Raw genomic sequence first — 16,785 nt, forward strand, 5'->3', positions numbered from 1 at the left:
AAAGGAGACGGATTAACCATCTCCTCATTAGTTTTAGTTGTTAAATCTTGCGGCGCCGAGTTTAAGTTGACGCCTTACTTCCTCTTCTTTTAATTTGACTTTATGTAATCCAAAATAATCTTGAGCAAATTTCGCGTCATCTAATGAGCGGTATTCTCCGATGTTTATTGGCTTGCCAACTACCGATTCATAATATCTAACTTGCCACTTCCCATTTTTTGATGAGCTGATACCTCTAATTCCAGATTTAGTGTTTTTACTGCGGTTCAAGTTTGAGGTAGGTATAAGTAAATCATCTTCTTTCCAACCTTTCTTCAACCTTCTAGTTACACATCCCACTGTTAACCCGAATTCTTTTTCCCATTGTGACGCTGTTTTCATAACGTCATTAATGCAAATATACCTACTATTTCTTTTATTATTTTGCTGAATCTGCATTGTAACCCAACGGCAGTTAGACGGTTCGTAATTTCCATTAACATCAATCCGGTCAATCGAAAGATTATCTTCATATCCGTTTCTTATTGCCCAATTATAAAAATTATTAAAACCATGGTTATGATCTAGCCATTCATTACATACTTTTACTCCTCTTCCGCCATAATTGTGGAAACTTTTATGAATACTGTTTAGGCATCTGCTTTTCATGTCAATAAAGGTTTTATATAGTCTTGAATTTGCCATACCATGTCTGGTGTGAATCTCTTTATGTAAACATCCACAACTCATATTCTTTCCATTTTTCAAATCCGATGCTATGACACTTTTAATCGTTTTATTTTCACAATTACACTGACACAACCAATATGTACCCTTTGTTTTACTTCTGTCGCGTTCTAAAACAGTCCATCTATTGAACTGTCTATTTGTTAAATCTTGAAACTTTGGCATTAAGAAATCCCCGTACTCCCAAAACCGCCCCGACTAACTTCATCCAACCGATCTACTTCTGTAAATTTAACCTCTGGTTGGATTTCAGTGATTCTAAATTGGCATATACGGTCATTCTTTTTAATAACAGTGTCACGAGTAAAATACACTGGCATGTGCCATTGATCATCGTTTCCAGAGTATGAGTTGTCAATTACTCCAAAATGATTTGTCTGCAAAATCCCCCATGTTTTAAATGTGCTACTACGCGGCACAACATTCGCTTCATATCCATCGGGCAATTTCATACCAACCCCAAGAGGAATCATTTTATATTCTCCAGCACTACCCACATAATCGATTGCAGACCGTAGATCTATCCAATCACCTTTGTTAATCTTTTGAATTTTTTCAATATCAGAAAAATATTTTACTTTAATCTCAAGTGTCATATGTATATTAGTTCTCCTTCGGTAATTTTATTCTTCAAAAATAAAATCTTCGTCTTTAATTGCTTCTACCTTAGCCTTCTGATATGACTGTCCTTTCATAGAAAAGAAATCGTGTGATTTTGTTTTAGTATCGAGTCCATTGATTACCACAGGGTTGACTTCCTCATCCTCAAAATATGGATCAAATCCAAGATTCTGCAGAGCCTTATTACCATTATAACGAATGAATTTTTTAACATCATGAGTTAAACCAATATCGTCATACAATTCTTCTGTATATCTCAATTCGTTTTCATACAGATCATTGAGCAATTCAATCACAAATTCTTTAAGTCCTTTTTTTACTTCTTCAGACTGCTTATTATAAATCTCTTGTGCCAGAAGCCCAACATAAACACCATGGATTGCTTCATCCCTGATTATAAGGTTTATCAGTTCTCCGCTTTGCATCATTCTTCCCTGACCATAACACAAAAGAGGGTAATAAAATCCACTATAAAAAAGAAAACTTTCCAAAAAGACAGAAGCAGTCATCGCTTTATACAAAGAAATATCATTGCTATCTCTAACTTCGTCATACAAATCTACAATTAACTCCGCTTTCTTTTGCAAATATCTATTAGATTTAACCCACTCGAACAAATGTCTGATTTCTTCCATGGAACATAGAGTAATAAAAATATTCGAATAGGATTTTGCATGTACGGCGTTTTCCATCATGGCCATAAAATTGAGTACCGCTTTTCGCTGATGACCTTTTACTTGCCCTGCAATGACCGGCATTCCTGTATTGCCCTGTTCTGTATCCAATAGCGTAAGGCCTGCTAAAGCTTTCTTGTATGTATTTTTCTCTTCATTGCTCATTGACTTCCAAGTTAAAAGGTCCCCATTCAAGGATATTTCCTCGGGTAACCAAAACTGTCTTGTGTTTTGGTTATAAAACATTTGTGTAAAAGAATCATCCTGAGTTGACCAGTTTGCCGCATCAAAAACTTTATTCATTTCATTATTCCCTTCGTACTGATTTGTTTTAAACTGTGCAAGATAGGCACTCTTCACGAGAAGTATCTTTTGTCCTTGCATAGTAGAGAGTCTTTATTCCTTTATGATGAGCATAAAGATCAATTCTGTTTAAGTCTCGTGTTGTATGAGTATCTTTCATGAACAAAGTAAAACTAATACCTTGATCAACATGCTGTTGAATTGTAGCAATCATGTCCACTACTCTAAACATATCCATGTCATAAGCTTCTTTATAAAAGAACCAAGTTTCAGGTGATAGGTAAGGCATAGGGTAATAAGTCTTAGAGTTGCCATATGTTCGCTCTTCAATTCTTTCCATTATAGGCATTACAGATGCAGTAGATGATTGCACATAAGAAATGGAGCCAGTTGGAGCAATCGCAAGTCTATAAGAATTACGCAATCCATATTTCATTACATTCTGCTTAAGATTTTTCCAATCTTGAGGAGTAGGAATATACATTCCATCAAATAGTGTTTTGACTTTTTCAAACTTGGGAGAAAAATCATTATTTAGGTATTTGTCAAAATAAACCCCAGAAGCATAATCACTATCTTCAAATCGATAAAACTTCTTGCCGGTTTCCTTAGCCAATTCCATCGATCTTTCAATTGAATAATAATTAATCATCATAAAGAATGTATTTGCAAAATCTCTTGCTTGCTCACTCTCATATGAAATCTTATTTTTTGCTAAGAATCCATGAAGATTCATTGCACCAAGTCCTACAGAAGCCATGAGGTCATTTGCTTTTCTAACTGAAGGAGCATTTTGAATGCTGGTTTTTTCCGATACTAATGTGAGGGCATCAATGGCTATTTTTGTTGTTTCAGCAATGGATCTATTCTCCATTACATTTACAATATTCAGGGAGCTGAGGTTGCAAGAAACATCCAAACCGAGTGTATCTTCTTCGTCATAATCCCCGTAACTAGAAACCTCAGTTAATTCTAGTACCTCCGAACATAAATTACTAAATTTCACCTTGCCAATGTCGTTTAAAGCATGTGATGCATTCACATTTCCCTCAAACATAATGTAAGGATATCCAGATTCAAACCGTAACATTGCCATCTGTTCAAGTAATTTACGAGGATTGATTTTATCTTTCCTTACTTTAGGGTTATCAACCATTTTGTCGTACATTTCGTTCATATCCATATCATCAAGATAAATACCGTATTCCTTAAACACAGTATATGGATAGAATACATACACATCTTTATCTTCCTTGGCAAGTTCAATAAATTTATCAGGAATGACTACTCCAATTGAAAGAGTTTTTACTCGAACATCTTCATCTGCTGAGATTTTTTTGGTATCAAGAAAGTCATTAATATCTGCATGAAAAACATTCAGGTACGCCGAACCAGATCCTTGCCTCTGCATTTTGTTACTCGTTCAGTACGAACGGAGTAGGTCATTTCTGCCTACTTCTTATGCTTTCACATAAGTACGGACTATATCTTTACTCTCCAATATCACAATTAATTTTTTATATTTTCAATCTCGCCAGAATGAATTTTTTTATGACATCTCCAATATACTAACGCTAAATTATGTATATTATTCGCTTCTTCTAAGTTATCAAACTCTTCTAATTCAACTATGTGATGTACATGCATTTTATTCTTCCCATCATACCATTCATGGCACGATCTACACTTATAGCTGTCTCTAATCATAACTTCTTTCCGTATCTTTTCCCACGATCTGCCGCCGTATCTCATACTATTTCTAGGATTTAATCTTTCAAAAAATAAGTTTCTACATTTAGTGCTGCATAAGATATTTCCTTCTCTGACTGTAAATGATGGTCGCTGAAACTCCTTACCACAGCAAGAACAAATCAAATCAACTAACTTCCTCTTGTTGCCCTCATGTCTACAATTATCGCTACAGTACTTAGTTCCTTTTCTGTCAGTTCTGTATTCGCTATTACATACCTTACAATATGCTACAACTCTTTGTTTTCTACAAATTTCTGAACAGTATTTATTTTTTGTTTCTAATTTAGATGAACTAGGAGCTTCGAACTCTTGATGACAAACATCGCAAACATACACTTTTATTGCTGACATTAAATGGGGAAGTCTTGAGGCACAATATTGACTACAACATTTCTTCTTACGTCCACTTGTAGTATCTTTAGTCTCAAAACTACTCTGACAGACTTCACAATTTTTATATATTATTTTTGCTGCCGGTCTACCTATAATAAATTCCTTTCTGTGATCCTTGGAGAGTATGCGGTTCGTTGCTGTCAATTACTTGGCAACAATCTTAGTCTCTGGACCTTAATCCAACTGGCGATTTGGATTCTTGGCTGCGGATTGCCCAATACACCTGTCTTTTACCATACCGTAGTGATTAGTTACGCCTCCGTATATGTTACCATTACAGGTTGGTGCAGATGTCTCTAAGGGTTTCCCCGTCAATTGACCGCATTTTATATGAGCCATTTTTACTTAACCCATCTGATCCGCGTAACGGAAAGCATTATCCAAAAGTTTCATTACCCCTACTACACCTTTTGTGGCATTCTCAACACCCTTAATTGCCTCACCTTTAGCTCTAATCTTGCTAAGATTTAGTGAAACACCTCCACCCAACTTAGACAATTGCATGGACATATCTACGGCTTTGGAAATGTCATTGAGCGAATCGCCCACTTCCATCAGAAAGCAGCTTACCAACTCTCCTCTCCGTTTACGTCCAGCATTCAAGAATGTTGGAGTAGAGGGTTGTAGTTCTTGATTGATAAGTGATTTTACCAACTTCTTAGCCTTTTCAAAGTCACCATTTGCCAAATAAAGAGCTACAATGGATATACGATCTTCATAACGCTCTAGAATCTTTTTCTTGTCATTCGTTTTAAGAGCATAATCATTATAAAATTTAAAGGCGCTCATATAAGATGGGAACCTAAACTTCTCATCATACGCGATATTGAAAATTTCTTTCTTCTGCTCATGTGTATATTTATTTAGAAACTCTTCTTCGTAATAGTCGTTTTCAACTAAATAATCAATCTTCTCTTTCAGATTATGGAAGAAGACTGTATTTTGGTTTACGTAATCAATAAAATAACTTTTTGCTGCTTCCTTATCCTTATCAAATTGAAACTGCCCATCTTTTTGAACCATAATCTCATTGTTCAATTTAATCCAATTAGGTACATTAGACAATGTTGTTTACCTCCTGAGTAAATATGTCTATATCTTTTTTAGTTCCTGATAATTCAAATTTATGAATCACAGGTACGTTGTATTGTGCTGATAGTAAATCGGCTGCTTTACAAAAATATGCTCCCCAATTTCTATTTCCACTTGCAGCAACACCTTTTAAATGTTTGTGATTGGAAAGAAGAAAGTCCCGAACATTCTCAGGGACTTCTCCAAATCCAATTGTATAGGTAATTAATACAAATGGATCATCAATCAATAAGTTATTATGTATTTTTACTTTTTTGAAATCTAATTTATTCACAAAACGCTGGATATTGCCCGTAAGAGAATCATATACTACAAGCAATTTATTCCCTTCTCTCCAATGAAATTTCTCTTTTATCAAATTTTTTTTGTTGATATCCACATATAATATGCTAATCCTAAAAATCCAAAAAAAGCCATTACTTCATCTACGGGATATCCGCATAAAATCATTACTGCATTGAGGGCATAGCATATAGATCCTAACTTAATGAAAATCTTGATAAATGATTCACCTCCTTAAATTAGTCTTCACTTCAAACTTAAACCAAGCATCTTCCCATTCGGATTCATTCATTGCGTCAAACTCTTTAAATTCCTTGCTTCCCAAATGTTGTTTCAATGTTTTAGTTACATACTTATCGTCATGCAGCAATTTTTCATCTTCAGTACCAACAACATTTGAGAAACATTCAACTAATACGTCTGTTAACTCCCATACTGTTCTTGCCATATGTATTAAAAGAAGTTTGCTGTGATCCAAGAACGAATATCTTCGAGTTCATGAGTCTTAGCATTGACCGTTTCATCTTTGTGTCCAAGTCTACGGGAAACTTCTTTGTTTACACCATTGAGAGTATCAATCCTTTCAGTAATATGATCGATGATTTGTTCTGCTGTATTGCTGTTAAACATCTCATAACCCTCCTATGAAAAATTGGTTATTATTTACACCCAAATGTAATAAAGTGCCGTCATTCTGAAAATTATTCCTAAAACGAGACCAATGACAAGACCGATACCAGCCTTCCCAGCATCTTCATTTTTGAACTTAGCATTGACATAATTAAGCATATCTCCAGCTATTAAAAAGATTAAGAAACATTTTAAAATGATAGTCCAATCCACTTAATTCCCCCAATTAATTATCCGTTTTATTGATTTTTAATAGATCGATATTTTTTTTAGATTTTTCTGAATCCCCTTCAAGGATTACTTTAATTGAATTTAGTTTTTCGTAAGACATCATCCAATCCCTGTACTCACTTGGCGATCTTCTTGATACCAATGCTTCATTCGATTCTTTTTCTATCTCTTTGATTTCATACTCCAAACCATCAACCAATTCATTTATAAAGAATAGATTATCTAAAGTATGGAATTGAACATTCCCCGTCACAAATCCATCATTTACAAGGTGCTTCTCTCTTTTTACATTTTTTTCGAAAAGATTAATCACAATCAATAAAGTATCAGCAAGTATTTTATAGTTTTTAAATTCTCCTTTTTTTCTATTATATTGAAGTTCTGACAAAATAAATTTAGCATCGTGCTTTGCTTTATATGCAATATTATTCATTTACATTCTCCTTTAGCGATAGGTTTCCACCCTATAAAATCATAATTTTATTTTCTAATCTGTAACAACATAACGAGATAGTTTTTCTGTGACTACAGTTACCTCAAATGTGTCGTACCCGTGTTTCTTAGCCATTTCTCCTAGAATTTCCGGCGAAGGTAACTCTGCAGCTTCGGCTGTTTTAATATCAGCATTCAATCCATTTTGAGCAACGTCTTCAGCTCGATACATTTCGAATCTGTGGAATTTCCGAGTTTCGCCATCATATTTTTCAACCATACTATCTTCCCCCTCAGTAATCAGTTCGTTTACCGGCTGCACGAAGCTTTTTACGCTCTTTAAACGCCTTAGTAATCGTGCTTCCTTGTTTACCTTTACCGACAACTGGTCTAGTCTGATCAAAATCAATAATCAAGCCGCGAAGCTCAGCCAACTCTGCGATATCATTCTGTGCATAATGTTTAGTTTTTTCTTCGCTTGACAATACCATTTGCTTACCTTCTTGAGTCATTGCTACGTTATAAAACATGTTCATTTCTCCTTTAATATGTATTATATATTTTTATTTTATTTAAACAGTTGTTAAACTATTATGATATGAATAACGGTATTCGCATGTGTTTCTAAGATTACACAATTGGCAAGGAAAAAACTCTTTCTTGCCGTCCACTACAGAACAAAGAGGATTCCACTCAGATCCGTGTGACTCGATTTTTGCAACTGTATCTTTTACCCATTGCTTTGTGCGCTCTAATTCCTTCATATCAAACTTGATTACCCGTTCACGATTATCTTTTTCCCTTGGGAATATGTATACAAGTGCATCAGGCCAATAACCATATTCATTATAAAAAGGAATTGAATAAAGGTAAAGTTGTTGAATATTATGTTTCATTTTTTTAGCATTATAAACCCGACTTGTTTTATAATCTCCAATGATCATTCCGTATTCTTTATGTTGAGCATATAAATCCGGGAAACCCTTGAGCTTGATACCGTCGATTTCAAACAGTTTTAATTCTTCTGCTTGTTTTACATCATAATCCTTAAATACTTCGTCAAACTCATCAAAGAACTTGAACAGTGAATTCTCGTATGAAGCTCTCATCTTTGCGAACGGTACGGAATACGTAAAATTCTTAAGTCCATTTCTTAATTCATCTTCAAGGTCCCAAGCCAACAGTTCATTATTATGTAGTTTCTCAATCGTTTCATGTACTAGCAATCCGTATTCAGCAAAGTAATTATTCTCACCGCGATTATCATGGTTGTATTGCTCATTGAACAAGTGAAAACATCCTTCGCCTTCTGTTGCCATATGATATGTATTTAATCGAGACCAACTATAAATTATTTCATCTTGCAATATGTCACCATCCTTATGAAGTTGTCTATTAATCACTAAACCATTTTTCACCTCCCTCATTTAATATATCACAATAATATTTTATTGTAAATATTTATTTTATATAATTTCATCAATTATTCCTAGTTCCAACGCTTCCTCTGCGGTGATAAACCAGTCTTGCTTATAGTTCTGTACTTCTTCAATTCTTTCTTTTGGAATTTTGGTTCGTTGCAATAGATGTTTGGTATAAAGATCACGTAATCTCAATGCTTCATTGACATCTTCCCGCATTGTTTCAACTTTTCCTTCGGCCCAACTTGAAACACTATGATACATGAAGGTTGCCAACTCATGAGCACATCGTTTCTTCCCAAAAGATGAAATTAGAAGACCCATAGACATTGCGTATCCATAAACATATGTATGCACGGGTGTTTTACTTGAATCGATTGCGGCACAAATTGCAAGTCCATCATAACAAACGCCGCCATAACTATTCATGATAAGTTTAATTGGTGTTCTAGTGTACTCTTTTAGTTCTGACTCTTTCTTATCATCTTCTTCATTAATGTCACAAATCTCTTTAATGATCTTGCCCGCTGATTCTTTATTAATTTCTAGGTTCAAATAAATAGTCCTGCTTAGTGTTTTATTTTCGTTCATTCACTGTCTCCCTTATTCTGATAAAAATCAAACTTCGTTGGCTACCTTGCATTAATCAGAGTGAGATGTTGTGTTGCAAACCAGAACAAAAGTCTATTTTTCATTTTATCATCTAACTCATCAATGATATTCCAGATTCTCTCAACATACAAATTTGGTAATCCGTCAGTGTCTAAATAAGCACAACATTTGAATTTTTCTATATACTCATCCCGTAGTTTAGTCTCCTGAATAAAAGCATTCATATCCATTTATTATATCTCCCTATAAGTACTTAGTTTTATTTGTTTATAATTTTGTTAAATGCTTCTTGTGCTATTTCCTTCATTCCAAAATAATCATCCTCAAAATCTTCCCCATCATATTCTATAATCCTTAAAAGAGCAGAAGTTGCAATGTGGAGTCTTTCTTCTATCGTTATATTGTTCGCCTCCCTATAAAACATCCATTTCATAGACTTTATTAATTCCGAATAGGTTTACAATGATAAATTGGTATAGTGTAGTTTTCGCACTCGTAAATTACCACTGCATATATCCCGAATGTATGAATCCGTAAGTGATCAATCTTACTACCGTCAAGGAAGGGAAATTGCCATCCCGTATAATTGAATGTGTCTCCCGGATTTACTTCTGGTACATCTAGTGTAGGGTCAGGATTAAAGTAACCCGATTCAATTTTTAATTTTAATTTATTTAAACCTTGTTTTATTCCGAATCCGTGTGCACCCATCGGCAGAACTCCTTTAGTAATATCATCTATCCAATCCAGCATTTTACCAGCATCTATCAATTTCCCTTTATCCAGTATTTCAGACATGATCATACCTCCCCGTCCTTATCTTTCTTCACATATTCAGCACCGCTACACATCGGACATTCCGGATGATTTTCTGATTCCGTATATCCTCTGCCGTTACATCCATAGCATTTTTCAACTTCGCCAACAATCACATACATGCGTTCCTTCATATTCTCTTTTACTCCTTTCATACCCATGTATAAGGTTTCCTTTCCGGGTATATGGGTTAATCCATCGCATATGCTTTGATATAATCTGGTATCTGCTCATATTTTTCGATCCATAGCACGTTAGCTACAGCGAGCACATACTCTTTTTCCATATTTGCAATAACCCTCTGAGCATCACACTCATACTCAGTCTCCCCTGGGTTCCAAGTTAAACTTCTTAGCTTGTCCACCACATAACTTTGATGCGGCTCCCCCACGGCATTGATGATTACTCTGGCTTGCTGCATATCCGTTACAACAGTCTGTTTATTCATTCTCATTCGCTCCTTATTCCCACCATATCGAGCATGTCCGTGATATAGTGGGTTGTTGTATATGGGGAGGGTTATTCCCCGGACTCCAATTGTAGTCGGGACATCAATTGACGTTGCCGTTTACGTAGTAGATAATTCCAGCAGTTACCACATACAAACCTCGCATCATCTGGTATTGGCGATTGTATAAGTTCATATCTTTCACGGCTGCATTCTTCGCGCTGGCATTTTTGTTTAACTTCGTTCGGGTGTCGCTTCATCCCTGGAACACTCCTTGTATTGTGATAGAGGGTTATTCCCCTAATGCTTCAAATCTTTCGTGTAATGCCTGCAAGTCTTGTTTTATCCACCTACAGTGTTCATGCCATCCAAATCCTTCACCAAAAACACCAATAGGCTTGTGAGCAAGGTAATTAATCATTTTGAGTATTTCCTTTAGAGCTGCTTCCTTCTCTGCCAACTCTTCGGTTTTACCGATAAGTCGCCGCCGTAATTGCGCTGCCTTATGCTCCATCTTGAGATATTGACGATCTGCATTGTCAAAAGCCTTGCTCCACTTGGCTGACTGCTGTCGTGCCTCTTCAAGCTTCTTACTTAGCACCCATACTTGATTTTGTTTGATTGAAAAATACTCTCTTGTCTCCGTTAGTTGCTTTTGTGCCTCTTCTAGATCCTTGAGCAGATAAGAGATGTAGTCGCACAGCGTAAACACTTGACTACTTAGATGGGCCTCTTGCCCTCTGGCATTATCTGCTTTTATCCAAAATTCATCCGCATCCTTTTTGATCTCTTCAATACGTTCATTCACCATTATCAACCCTTTCCAACGTGCACCAATCTTCTAAATCTTCAAGGAGAAATGTGACTGTCGCTTCTTCTCCGTTGAATCTGAATACCACATCAAACATTTCACGGTATCCATAATGTGAATCACGTCCGCATGAATCAATTTCACCTATCGCGCCTTCGGGAATAAATGTTTCATACCCCTCACCTGTTTCATAATCCATGCCGCCTACATGCAAATCATGCTTCATTTTCACCTTTGTTTCGTTTTCATACTTAAATCCGTTACTCATGCCCTTGTACCTCCAACCAATTCTGGATTATTCCATACATTTCCTACTACCTTAATTTCAGCCGATTCGCTGAATAGATAGTCACCGTCTTTCCCGTCCAAATCTTCAAGCAGGTATGAACCGTCAATATATTTCACAACGCCTGAGCTTGTGCCATGTAGCGGGAACAGCATTTCTTCTCTCATGCATATATCCCCTCATAGATTTCCTGGCCCTCTGGAAACTCTTGCGTCCGTTTCGAGTCCTTGAGGCCTGTGTATTGACCCACTGTTTCTGGATCAACGCCAACCGAAGTTCCGTTTGCCAAACAGATGCTGATGTATTTTACATCCTCACCGTTATCCTTGCGCTTGCCCCGAAATTTAATCTCTCTCATGACTGTGAAGCCTCCTTTAAGGTCATATATGCAGCCTCAGACCTCTGGCGGGGTGTGGCATCACACATCGCAGCAACAAGCGTGCCGTAATATGCATCTGTGACCTTCCTGGTCATCCTTGGCTTAACCTGATTAGAGAGATTCAACGCGTACCACTCTGCATTAGTTTTTCGTGCTGCTGCCTGTACCTCCAGAGAGGCGGCAGGATCGGAAGTCGGATGTCAATCCGTCACCTTGCGGCGAAACTCATTTGTTTTTCCATCAACCCATACAAGTCTTACTCCATCCCATGCATTTACCCAACCCATCAGATTCGCAATAGCAAAGTCTAGCATTTCATCCATCATATCCTGTGGTTTATTCATGATTGTTCTTCCTCCCCTCAATCCGAACAAAGTCTTCAATACATCCGTCCTCGTCATACCGAAGTTCGATTACATATTCATCGTCAATCAGATGCAAACGCGCCGAAACCTCGTCCAACTCAAGCACACATCCCAAATCATCTGTGTAACAATCATCGCCATATAGATTTTGCAGAAACTCTGTTTGCCCCTTGCTGTTTTCTCTGGCAATTGCATATTTCTTATCCATGTATATCCCTCCCTGGTAAGGCCGTATTACCTCAGACTTCGTCAGTAAATCCAACCAAATTGGCTGTTAATTTGAACTGTGGTTCCAGCTTGTAAGGTGATAATTGCAAAAGATTTTCGGTATCCAGCAGATTGATAACTGCGATCCCATCTTCAACATGCAATTCAGGCGTTCCGTCTTCATCATCTGCATAGAACGACGCAAACACTGCCAACTCTGCCTCTGAGTCAATTCCGATGCACATTACAGACCCTTCATTCATCATATAAGTTCCATACAATTTGATTTTCATGTTGTTATCACTCCTTTATAGAGGTATAGGGTAAGAGGCTGTTAAGCCTCAACCCTGGGCTTTAGATATCCCAATTCAATTGCTTTACCCTGGATTGCTTGCATGTCCTCTTTTGGGTATCCCCAATGTGGGCAGTACAGACCACCGTAGCCGTTGTTGTGGTTCGCGTCATCATCGCCATTGATGTAGTCCCGAAAATCGCACGCAAGGCCCCACAGCGTTCCTCCGTGCGAGAAATGATAATGTTCGTCTGGTTTGGACTCGTCCATGAGCAACGGAGAGCCTGTATAATCATCTGTCAGCCATAACCTGCCCCCGGCCCAATGGAATGAAGCGTATCTGTCATGCTTCTCGGAGTACAAGAAGTGGCGTCCCCGCCTGCCTATTTCTCTGATCAGTTGATTCACAATGTCTATCCGATTCTGTCCTGGGAAGGGCTTTTCGTTCTGCATAGGAACAGAAGAACCAATCTTGCGGACCTTAACGATTTTCATATAATCAAAGAATGTCATGTCTGGATCGGCATCGCTGAAACTCAAATATGCGCCATACTTAGCAGCTCCGGCCGACTTCGCTTTTTTGAGAACTGAGTAGTCTGGATAGTCGTCAAAGTATCCTGGGTACGAAATCTCATAAAGATTTAGCGCCTCGCTCATACGGTATATCTCTCCTTTGGGATGGGGATGTATATATCCCCCTTTATAATTATTTTAGTTCTTTAAAACAAACTTAATTTCCTTATGAATTTCTCTTAGTTTATGTAGAGGCAGATTGTATAAATTTAATGATTCAATTTCTTCTATAATTTTTCTTCTTTCTACAATAAACTCTTCTATATCCCGTTCTGTCATAACCCTTATCTTATCCGCAAATGGAGAGTTAGATAAGCGAACTTCATTAAAATTCACCATATATCCATGCTCTTTTGAAAATCTACTTTCTCGTATAAAAAGTACATTATCATCTGCACCAGTTATAATTAATGGGTACTTTATCTCGTTATTTAACCTGTAATTATACCATTCGAAAACTACTTCATCTCCTATTTCGATTTCATATAGACTATTTTTCATTTGCACTCCTTTCGTAATATATAGGCTTCATGCTCTTCCCGTGTCGCTTCTCTGACCCATCCTTTATCAACCCATGACTTTGGACAGTGTGTCGCATCCTCAAGCTCTACCGGCATTCCAGCACGTCTACGGTCTGTGTTAAGCCCTAAAGTCATAGACCAAGAATGGCCAGCATCGGTATACACCCAATGAGTATTAGCGGTTACTGTCATGATTGTAGACATTTATTTTCTTCTCCTTCTTTGGATGGTAATATTATTAGGCATCTTTCAAAGCTATTGCAAAATCCTCAACATCGTTCACGAACTGTAGCAGTTCATTTGCAAGATCCCGTGCCTTATCAACATTTAATTCCTGTCTAATTATTGCGGAATCTGTTTCAATTTTCATTTCCAATACGGGCCATTCAGGATAATGCGCCCTTTTCCATCCTGCTGCAGACAAGCCGCCTAATCTATACAAAAAATCAACATTAATCATTGTTCATTCCTCCGTTCCGATTAAATAAGTATTTTATCAGCCGAAAACTTTCTCTTTGTGTTCTATTCAGCGTTCGAATTTGATTTCTCAATGTATTCTTTGAAGTATTTTTCCATCCCATCTCGTCTCAGACAATTCACCGATTGAACATTGGAGCCGCAGTGTGATTCCCAATTAATATATAAGTCGATTCCTTTAACTTTCTTAATATCCTCTTTTTCAGCAGAAAACGAGCTGCTGCAATCATAATAATTTTCAAGAATTTCAATAACCTCTGCTTCATCTATGGTGTAAGACATGTCGAACTCAGAACACTCGAACTGAATATATGCACAAATTGAGTTAATTGTTTCATAGTTATAAGGAGCCTTAAAGTAAAGTTTCCTATTCGGATCAATGTTGTATGCATGTGTCAGATAGTAGACGCAGTATTCATCAGCCTTCTTCAATTTTGACAACGACATCATTGATTGAACAAACTCTTTTCTGTTTTTGGTTATTTGACTATTTTGAATACACATCGCTTCTTTACTCATCTAGCTTCCCCCTTATTTATATAACACGAATTTTATTAGCCAAATATCTCTTTCTTATGTATTTTTACTTTGTTGACTGCAAGTGTATGTAGTGTCTTGAAATCAATTTTTGGATTTTTATATTTTTTAATGAAATTCCACGTCTCCTCTTTTACTAATTCTGAGAACACCCGTCCAAATAACATTGGGATATATTGACCTTTCCAGCCTTCATTCTCATGTACGATCTTAGCGTACTCTTTGTCGATAAAAGCAGCAGTCAAGAATTCATCGATAATTTGCTGTTCTATCATTTCTTTTGGTTTAATTTCTGGAGCACCCATTGCTTTATAATGTTTTTCTTTGAACTCACTTGTTACAATTTTTGCCCACGTCTGACGTTTATATCTGTTATAGAAGTCATAATTTTTAATTACAACCCCTTCACCTTTACCCTCTCCATCTTTAATGAGAAAGTTGTTTGTTTCGAGAGATTTAACAAAATACTCATACGATCCATTTTTAATCACACAAAGTGGAGATATATATTCTAAATCAAATTCTTCTAGCAGCGGCTTATATACATCGTAAGGTATGTATTCGACTGATTCTTCATCCTTATCGATACAAACATCAAAAATATGGAATTTACGCCAAGCATCATCTCTGTATGTTTTTAGTGTATGAGGAACAAGAAATTCTCCGTACAACCTGTGTGTTGGATGTTCTCTAAGGTAATTTATAATTTTCTCATTTGAAAGCACATGTGTATAAAATCCTGCATTATCCTTTTCTAATGATAATTCTCTGTTTCGACTTCCTGCCTTAACATTTCCTTCATTATCTAGCCAAACAGATCCATTCGTCCCATCTAGTTTCGGGAAAACGAGACATTCGCCTAATTCAATACCTTCTACTTCATCAGTTCCATATCTTTCGAGGTGTTGATATTTTTTGAATTCCATTTTATCATTTCTCCTTTTTTTACGATAAAATCCGTCTTTGATTGTCGTATTATTCAACAGTTGAAGTTCGATCTGTGAATAGCCGGTTAGCCTCAAACTTCAATTCATTGATCCTAAATCGTAACAAACTAATCTCTTTGCTTAATTTAAAGTGTTCGCGTTGCTTAGTCATAAAGTCATTTTCAAGTATGTTCAATTCTTTACAAATTTCATTTAATCGGGTGCTCATGTTTCACGCACCTTTCTATGTATTGTTGTTTTGTTTATTTATTTTATTTATAATATTTAGTTTTATAAAAAATCCACACTTGAGTCGTCTTAATCCCACAGTCATTCATAAAGTAATGCTCGTTTATATATTCAAATCCTTCGCATGGTACAATACCAATCGGTTGATCGTATTCCACTTTATAAAGCTTATCCCTCGTAATTCCACTCTTTTCAAGGTTTACGTCGAATGAAATGTATTCAGCATCCTCAATACAATCAACAGTTTGCAACTGACTTATATTTAACATAGTTTATCTCCTTTGTTGTATTGTACTTTTATTGTTATTATTTATTTTATATATTATCACCAATATTTGGTTTCCGTCAATCATTATTATTGTAATCTATTTTATTGATGAAATAGTTCTTTTATTACTCTTAGTCTTCTTCCGTAGCAAGTATTTCTTCTTCATAATAACTCCAATCTATTTCATCAAAACAGTTTTTGTAATCTGAAAATTTATATCCATAGTATTCAAAAAGTTCATTTAATTCAACGCAAAGGGTGTCGTTGAACAGCCTTGCTTCCACACCTCCTTCACTAAACCAATCGTTGCCAACGGCCTTTGTAAATTCCTCAATTTCTGAAAAACAAAGGTGAACATAGCCAATGATATCGTCACCCTTTTTATAAAGTCCTGTCTCACTTTCTTTAAGTAAATCATATAATTGAACATTGAATTCCAAGCATAATCATCTCCCATAAAA

At 36.3% G+C, this 16,785-nt stretch carries 32 protein-coding genes and 2 pseudogenes; all 34 read right to left on the reverse strand.

Going from position 1 to position 16,785, the window contains the following annotated elements:
- Positions 1-33: 33 nt before the first annotated feature.
- Positions 34-891 (reverse strand): hypothetical protein, encoded by an 858-nt coding sequence (locus ACE5LO_RS00800; protein ID WP_375518174.1) that lies wholly within the window; start codon positions 889-891, stop codon positions 34-36.
- Positions 891-1,322 carry a dUTP diphosphatase gene (locus ACE5LO_RS00805; protein ID WP_375518175.1) on the reverse strand — a complete coding sequence of 144 codons (432 nt, stop codon included), beginning with the start codon at positions 1,320-1,322 and terminating at the stop codon, positions 891-893. Before ACE5LO_RS00805 ends, ACE5LO_RS00800 begins: the two co-directional genes overlap by 1 nt.
- A 27-nt stretch (positions 1,323-1,349) precedes the next feature.
- Positions 1,350-2,324, reverse strand: coding sequence for a class 1b ribonucleoside-diphosphate reductase subunit beta (gene nrdF, locus ACE5LO_RS00810; RefSeq protein WP_375518176.1), 975 nt, complete (start codon positions 2,322-2,324; stop codon positions 1,350-1,352).
- A gap of 28 nt (positions 2,325-2,352) precedes the next feature.
- Positions 2,353-3,732 (reverse strand): annotated as a pseudogene (locus ACE5LO_RS00815) (ribonucleoside-diphosphate reductase subunit alpha); the annotation flags it as partial.
- 101 nt (positions 3,733-3,833) lie between these two features.
- Positions 3,834-4,613 (reverse strand): HNH endonuclease, encoded by a 780-nt coding sequence (locus ACE5LO_RS00820; protein ID WP_375518177.1) that lies wholly within the window; start codon positions 4,611-4,613, stop codon positions 3,834-3,836.
- Positions 4,614-4,817: 204 nt separating this feature from the next.
- Positions 4,818-5,534: pseudogene (locus ACE5LO_RS00825) on the reverse strand (ribonucleotide reductase barrel domain-containing protein); the annotation flags it as partial.
- Positions 5,527-5,880 (reverse strand): class Ib ribonucleoside-diphosphate reductase assembly flavoprotein NrdI, encoded by a 354-nt coding sequence (gene nrdI / locus ACE5LO_RS00830; protein WP_375518509.1) that lies wholly within the window; start codon positions 5,878-5,880, stop codon positions 5,527-5,529. The pseudogene ACE5LO_RS00825 and the gene nrdI, both read right to left, overlap by 8 nt.
- Before the next feature lie 189 nt (positions 5,881-6,069).
- A complete protein-coding gene (locus ACE5LO_RS00835; RefSeq protein WP_375518178.1) occupies positions 6,070-6,321 on the reverse strand; it encodes a hypothetical protein in 252 nt (83 codons plus the stop codon).
- The gene (locus ACE5LO_RS00840) at positions 6,297-6,473 is read right to left on the reverse strand and encodes a hypothetical protein (protein WP_375518179.1); all 177 of its coding nucleotides are present in this window, start codon (positions 6,471-6,473) and stop codon (positions 6,297-6,299) included. The genes ACE5LO_RS00835 and ACE5LO_RS00840 overlap by 25 nt, the downstream gene beginning before the upstream one ends.
- A gap of 33 nt (positions 6,474-6,506) precedes the next feature.
- The gene (locus ACE5LO_RS00845; protein ID WP_375518180.1) at positions 6,507-6,686 is read right to left on the reverse strand and encodes a hypothetical protein; all 180 of its coding nucleotides are present in this window, start codon (positions 6,684-6,686) and stop codon (positions 6,507-6,509) included.
- Between the two features lie 13 nt (positions 6,687-6,699).
- The gene (locus ACE5LO_RS00850; RefSeq protein ID WP_375518181.1) at positions 6,700-7,137 is read right to left on the reverse strand and encodes a hypothetical protein; all 438 of its coding nucleotides are present in this window, start codon (positions 7,135-7,137) and stop codon (positions 6,700-6,702) included.
- Between the two features lie 54 nt (positions 7,138-7,191).
- On the reverse strand, positions 7,192-7,416 hold the full coding sequence (locus tag ACE5LO_RS00855; RefSeq protein ID WP_375518182.1) for a hypothetical protein: 225 nt from the start codon (positions 7,414-7,416) through the stop codon (positions 7,192-7,194).
- A 13-nt stretch (positions 7,417-7,429) separates the two neighbouring features.
- Positions 7,430-7,666 carry a hypothetical protein gene (locus ACE5LO_RS00860; protein WP_375518183.1) on the reverse strand — a complete coding sequence of 79 codons (237 nt, stop codon included), beginning with the start codon at positions 7,664-7,666 and terminating at the stop codon, positions 7,430-7,432.
- A gap of 42 nt (positions 7,667-7,708) precedes the next feature.
- The gene (locus ACE5LO_RS00865; protein WP_375518184.1) at positions 7,709-8,503 is read right to left on the reverse strand and encodes a PD-(D/E)XK nuclease family protein; all 795 of its coding nucleotides are present in this window, start codon (positions 8,501-8,503) and stop codon (positions 7,709-7,711) included.
- A gap of 99 nt (positions 8,504-8,602) precedes the next feature.
- Entirely contained in the window at positions 8,603-9,148 is a 546-nt protein-coding gene (locus ACE5LO_RS00870) for an ATP-dependent Clp protease proteolytic subunit (protein WP_375518185.1), read from the reverse strand.
- Positions 9,149-9,189: 41 nt separating this feature from the next.
- Positions 9,190-9,399, reverse strand: coding sequence for a hypothetical protein (locus ACE5LO_RS00875; RefSeq protein ID WP_375518186.1), 210 nt, complete (start codon positions 9,397-9,399; stop codon positions 9,190-9,192).
- Positions 9,400-9,428: 29 nt separating this feature from the next.
- Complete coding sequence (locus ACE5LO_RS00880) at positions 9,429-9,602, reverse strand: hypothetical protein (RefSeq protein ID WP_375518187.1); 174 nt, start codon at positions 9,600-9,602, stop codon at positions 9,429-9,431.
- 8 nt (positions 9,603-9,610) lie between these two features.
- Positions 9,611-9,967 (reverse strand): hypothetical protein, encoded by a 357-nt coding sequence (locus ACE5LO_RS00885; protein ID WP_375518188.1) that lies wholly within the window; start codon positions 9,965-9,967, stop codon positions 9,611-9,613.
- A 2-nt stretch (positions 9,968-9,969) separates the two neighbouring features.
- On the reverse strand, positions 9,970-10,146 hold the full coding sequence (locus ACE5LO_RS00890; protein WP_375518189.1) for a hypothetical protein: 177 nt from the start codon (positions 10,144-10,146) through the stop codon (positions 9,970-9,972).
- Between the two features lie 29 nt (positions 10,147-10,175).
- A complete protein-coding gene (locus tag ACE5LO_RS00895) occupies positions 10,176-10,433 on the reverse strand; it encodes a hypothetical protein (RefSeq protein ID WP_375518190.1) in 258 nt (85 codons plus the stop codon).
- A 292-nt stretch (positions 10,434-10,725) separates the two neighbouring features.
- Positions 10,726-11,244: a hypothetical protein gene (locus ACE5LO_RS00900; protein WP_375518191.1), complete on the reverse strand. Its 519-nt coding sequence runs from the start codon at positions 11,242-11,244 to the stop codon at positions 10,726-10,728.
- Positions 11,234-11,512 (reverse strand): hypothetical protein, encoded by a 279-nt coding sequence (locus tag ACE5LO_RS00905; protein WP_375518192.1) that lies wholly within the window; start codon positions 11,510-11,512, stop codon positions 11,234-11,236. The genes ACE5LO_RS00900 and ACE5LO_RS00905 overlap by 11 nt, the downstream gene beginning before the upstream one ends.
- On the reverse strand, positions 11,509-11,697 hold the full coding sequence (locus ACE5LO_RS00910; RefSeq protein WP_375518193.1) for a hypothetical protein: 189 nt from the start codon (positions 11,695-11,697) through the stop codon (positions 11,509-11,511). Before ACE5LO_RS00910 ends, ACE5LO_RS00905 begins: the two co-directional genes overlap by 4 nt.
- Positions 11,694-11,888: a YopX family protein gene (locus ACE5LO_RS00915; protein WP_375518194.1), complete on the reverse strand. Its 195-nt coding sequence runs from the start codon at positions 11,886-11,888 to the stop codon at positions 11,694-11,696. Before ACE5LO_RS00915 ends, ACE5LO_RS00910 begins: the two co-directional genes overlap by 4 nt.
- Positions 11,889-12,109: 221 nt before the next feature.
- Complete coding sequence (locus ACE5LO_RS00920; RefSeq protein ID WP_375518195.1) at positions 12,110-12,253, reverse strand: hypothetical protein; 144 nt, start codon at positions 12,251-12,253, stop codon at positions 12,110-12,112.
- Positions 12,246-12,482 (reverse strand): hypothetical protein, encoded by a 237-nt coding sequence (locus ACE5LO_RS00925; protein ID WP_375518196.1) that lies wholly within the window; start codon positions 12,480-12,482, stop codon positions 12,246-12,248. The genes ACE5LO_RS00920 and ACE5LO_RS00925 overlap by 8 nt, the downstream gene beginning before the upstream one ends.
- Positions 12,483-12,513: 31 nt before the next feature.
- Entirely contained in the window at positions 12,514-12,774 is a 261-nt protein-coding gene (locus tag ACE5LO_RS00930) for a hypothetical protein (protein WP_375518197.1), read from the reverse strand.
- A gap of 41 nt (positions 12,775-12,815) precedes the next feature.
- Positions 12,816-13,430: a YoqU family phage-derived protein gene (locus ACE5LO_RS00935; protein ID WP_375518198.1), complete on the reverse strand. Its 615-nt coding sequence runs from the start codon at positions 13,428-13,430 to the stop codon at positions 12,816-12,818.
- A gap of 54 nt (positions 13,431-13,484) precedes the next feature.
- Positions 13,485-13,847, reverse strand: coding sequence for a hypothetical protein (locus ACE5LO_RS00940; RefSeq protein WP_375518199.1), 363 nt, complete (start codon positions 13,845-13,847; stop codon positions 13,485-13,487).
- Between the two features lie 258 nt (positions 13,848-14,105).
- A complete protein-coding gene (locus ACE5LO_RS00945; RefSeq protein WP_375518200.1) occupies positions 14,106-14,327 on the reverse strand; it encodes a hypothetical protein in 222 nt (73 codons plus the stop codon).
- A 62-nt stretch (positions 14,328-14,389) separates the two neighbouring features.
- Complete coding sequence (locus tag ACE5LO_RS00950) at positions 14,390-14,863, reverse strand: hypothetical protein (protein ID WP_375518201.1); 474 nt, start codon at positions 14,861-14,863, stop codon at positions 14,390-14,392.
- Positions 14,864-14,898: 35 nt separating this feature from the next.
- Positions 14,899-15,807, reverse strand: coding sequence for an RNA ligase family protein (locus ACE5LO_RS00955; RefSeq protein ID WP_375518202.1), 909 nt, complete (start codon positions 15,805-15,807; stop codon positions 14,899-14,901).
- Between the two features lie 272 nt (positions 15,808-16,079).
- Positions 16,080-16,325, reverse strand: coding sequence for a hypothetical protein (locus ACE5LO_RS00960; RefSeq protein ID WP_375518203.1), 246 nt, complete (start codon positions 16,323-16,325; stop codon positions 16,080-16,082).
- Between the two features lie 130 nt (positions 16,326-16,455).
- Positions 16,456-16,764: a hypothetical protein gene (locus tag ACE5LO_RS00965; protein ID WP_375518204.1), complete on the reverse strand. Its 309-nt coding sequence runs from the start codon at positions 16,762-16,764 to the stop codon at positions 16,456-16,458.
- Positions 16,765-16,785 lie beyond the last annotated feature (21 nt).

This window comes from Paenibacillus medicaginis, from assembly GCF_042138635.1.
In the GTDB taxonomy this organism is placed as follows: domain Bacteria; phylum Bacillota; class Bacilli; order Paenibacillales; family Paenibacillaceae; genus Paenibacillus; species Paenibacillus medicaginis.

Bases quoted from the DNA above. Each gene is read 5' to 3' on its own strand.
- ACE5LO_RS00800 (WP_375518174.1), bottom strand. From the start codon at position 891: ATGCCAAAGTTTCAAGATTTAACAAATAGACAGTTCAATAGATGGACT.
- ACE5LO_RS00805 (WP_375518175.1), bottom strand. From the start codon at position 1,322: ATGACACTTGAGATTAAAGTAAAATATTTTTCTGATATTGAAAAAATT.
- nrdF (WP_375518176.1), bottom strand. From the start codon at position 2,324: ATGAATAAAGTTTTTGATGCGGCAAACTGGTCAACTCAGGATGATTCT.
- ACE5LO_RS00840 (WP_375518179.1), bottom strand. From the start codon at position 6,473: ATGTTTAACAGCAATACAGCAGAACAAATCATCGATCATATTACTGAA.
- ACE5LO_RS00850 (WP_375518181.1), bottom strand. From the start codon at position 7,137: ATGAATAATATTGCATATAAAGCAAAGCACGATGCTAAATTTATTTTG.
- ACE5LO_RS00855 (WP_375518182.1), bottom strand. From the start codon at position 7,416: ATGGTTGAAAAATATGATGGCGAAACTCGGAAATTCCACAGATTCGAA.
- ACE5LO_RS00860 (WP_375518183.1), bottom strand. From the start codon at position 7,666: ATGTTTTATAACGTAGCAATGACTCAAGAAGGTAAGCAAATGGTATTG.
- ACE5LO_RS00870 (WP_375518185.1), bottom strand. From the start codon at position 9,148: ATGAACGAAAATAAAACACTAAGCAGGACTATTTATTTGAACCTAGAA.
- ACE5LO_RS00875 (WP_375518186.1), bottom strand. From the start codon at position 9,399: ATGGATATGAATGCTTTTATTCAGGAGACTAAACTACGGGATGAGTAT.
- ACE5LO_RS00880 (WP_375518187.1), bottom strand. From the start codon at position 9,602: ATGAAATGGATGTTTTATAGGGAGGCGAACAATATAACGATAGAAGAA.
- ACE5LO_RS00885 (WP_375518188.1), bottom strand. From the start codon at position 9,967: ATGTCTGAAATACTGGATAAAGGGAAATTGATAGATGCTGGTAAAATG.
- ACE5LO_RS00890 (WP_375518189.1), bottom strand. From the start codon at position 10,146: ATGGGTATGAAAGGAGTAAAAGAGAATATGAAGGAACGCATGTATGTG.
- ACE5LO_RS00895 (WP_375518190.1), bottom strand. From the start codon at position 10,433: ATGAATAAACAGACTGTTGTAACGGATATGCAGCAAGCCAGAGTAATC.
- ACE5LO_RS00900 (WP_375518191.1), bottom strand. From the start codon at position 11,244: ATGGTGAATGAACGTATTGAAGAGATCAAAAAGGATGCGGATGAATTT.
- ACE5LO_RS00905 (WP_375518192.1), bottom strand. From the start codon at position 11,512: ATGAGTAACGGATTTAAGTATGAAAACGAAACAAAGGTGAAAATGAAG.
- ACE5LO_RS00910 (WP_375518193.1), bottom strand. From the start codon at position 11,697: ATGAGAGAAGAAATGCTGTTCCCGCTACATGGCACAAGCTCAGGCGTT.
- ACE5LO_RS00915 (WP_375518194.1), bottom strand. From the start codon at position 11,888: ATGAGAGAGATTAAATTTCGGGGCAAGCGCAAGGATAACGGTGAGGAT.
- ACE5LO_RS00920 (WP_375518195.1), bottom strand. From the start codon at position 12,253: ATGAATAAACCACAGGATATGATGGATGAAATGCTAGACTTTGCTATT.
- ACE5LO_RS00925 (WP_375518196.1), bottom strand. From the start codon at position 12,482: ATGGATAAGAAATATGCAATTGCCAGAGAAAACAGCAAGGGGCAAACA.
- ACE5LO_RS00930 (WP_375518197.1), bottom strand. From the start codon at position 12,774: ATGAAAATCAAATTGTATGGAACTTATATGATGAATGAAGGGTCTGTA.
- ACE5LO_RS00935 (WP_375518198.1), bottom strand. From the start codon at position 13,430: ATGAGCGAGGCGCTAAATCTTTATGAGATTTCGTACCCAGGATACTTT.
- ACE5LO_RS00940 (WP_375518199.1), bottom strand. From the start codon at position 13,847: ATGAAAAATAGTCTATATGAAATCGAAATAGGAGATGAAGTAGTTTTC.
- ACE5LO_RS00945 (WP_375518200.1), bottom strand. From the start codon at position 14,327: ATGATTAATGTTGATTTTTTGTATAGATTAGGCGGCTTGTCTGCAGCA.
- ACE5LO_RS00950 (WP_375518201.1), bottom strand. From the start codon at position 14,863: ATGAGTAAAGAAGCGATGTGTATTCAAAATAGTCAAATAACCAAAAAC.
- ACE5LO_RS00955 (WP_375518202.1), bottom strand. From the start codon at position 15,807: ATGGAATTCAAAAAATATCAACACCTCGAAAGATATGGAACTGATGAA.
- ACE5LO_RS00960 (WP_375518203.1), bottom strand. From the start codon at position 16,325: ATGTTAAATATAAGTCAGTTGCAAACTGTTGATTGTATTGAGGATGCT.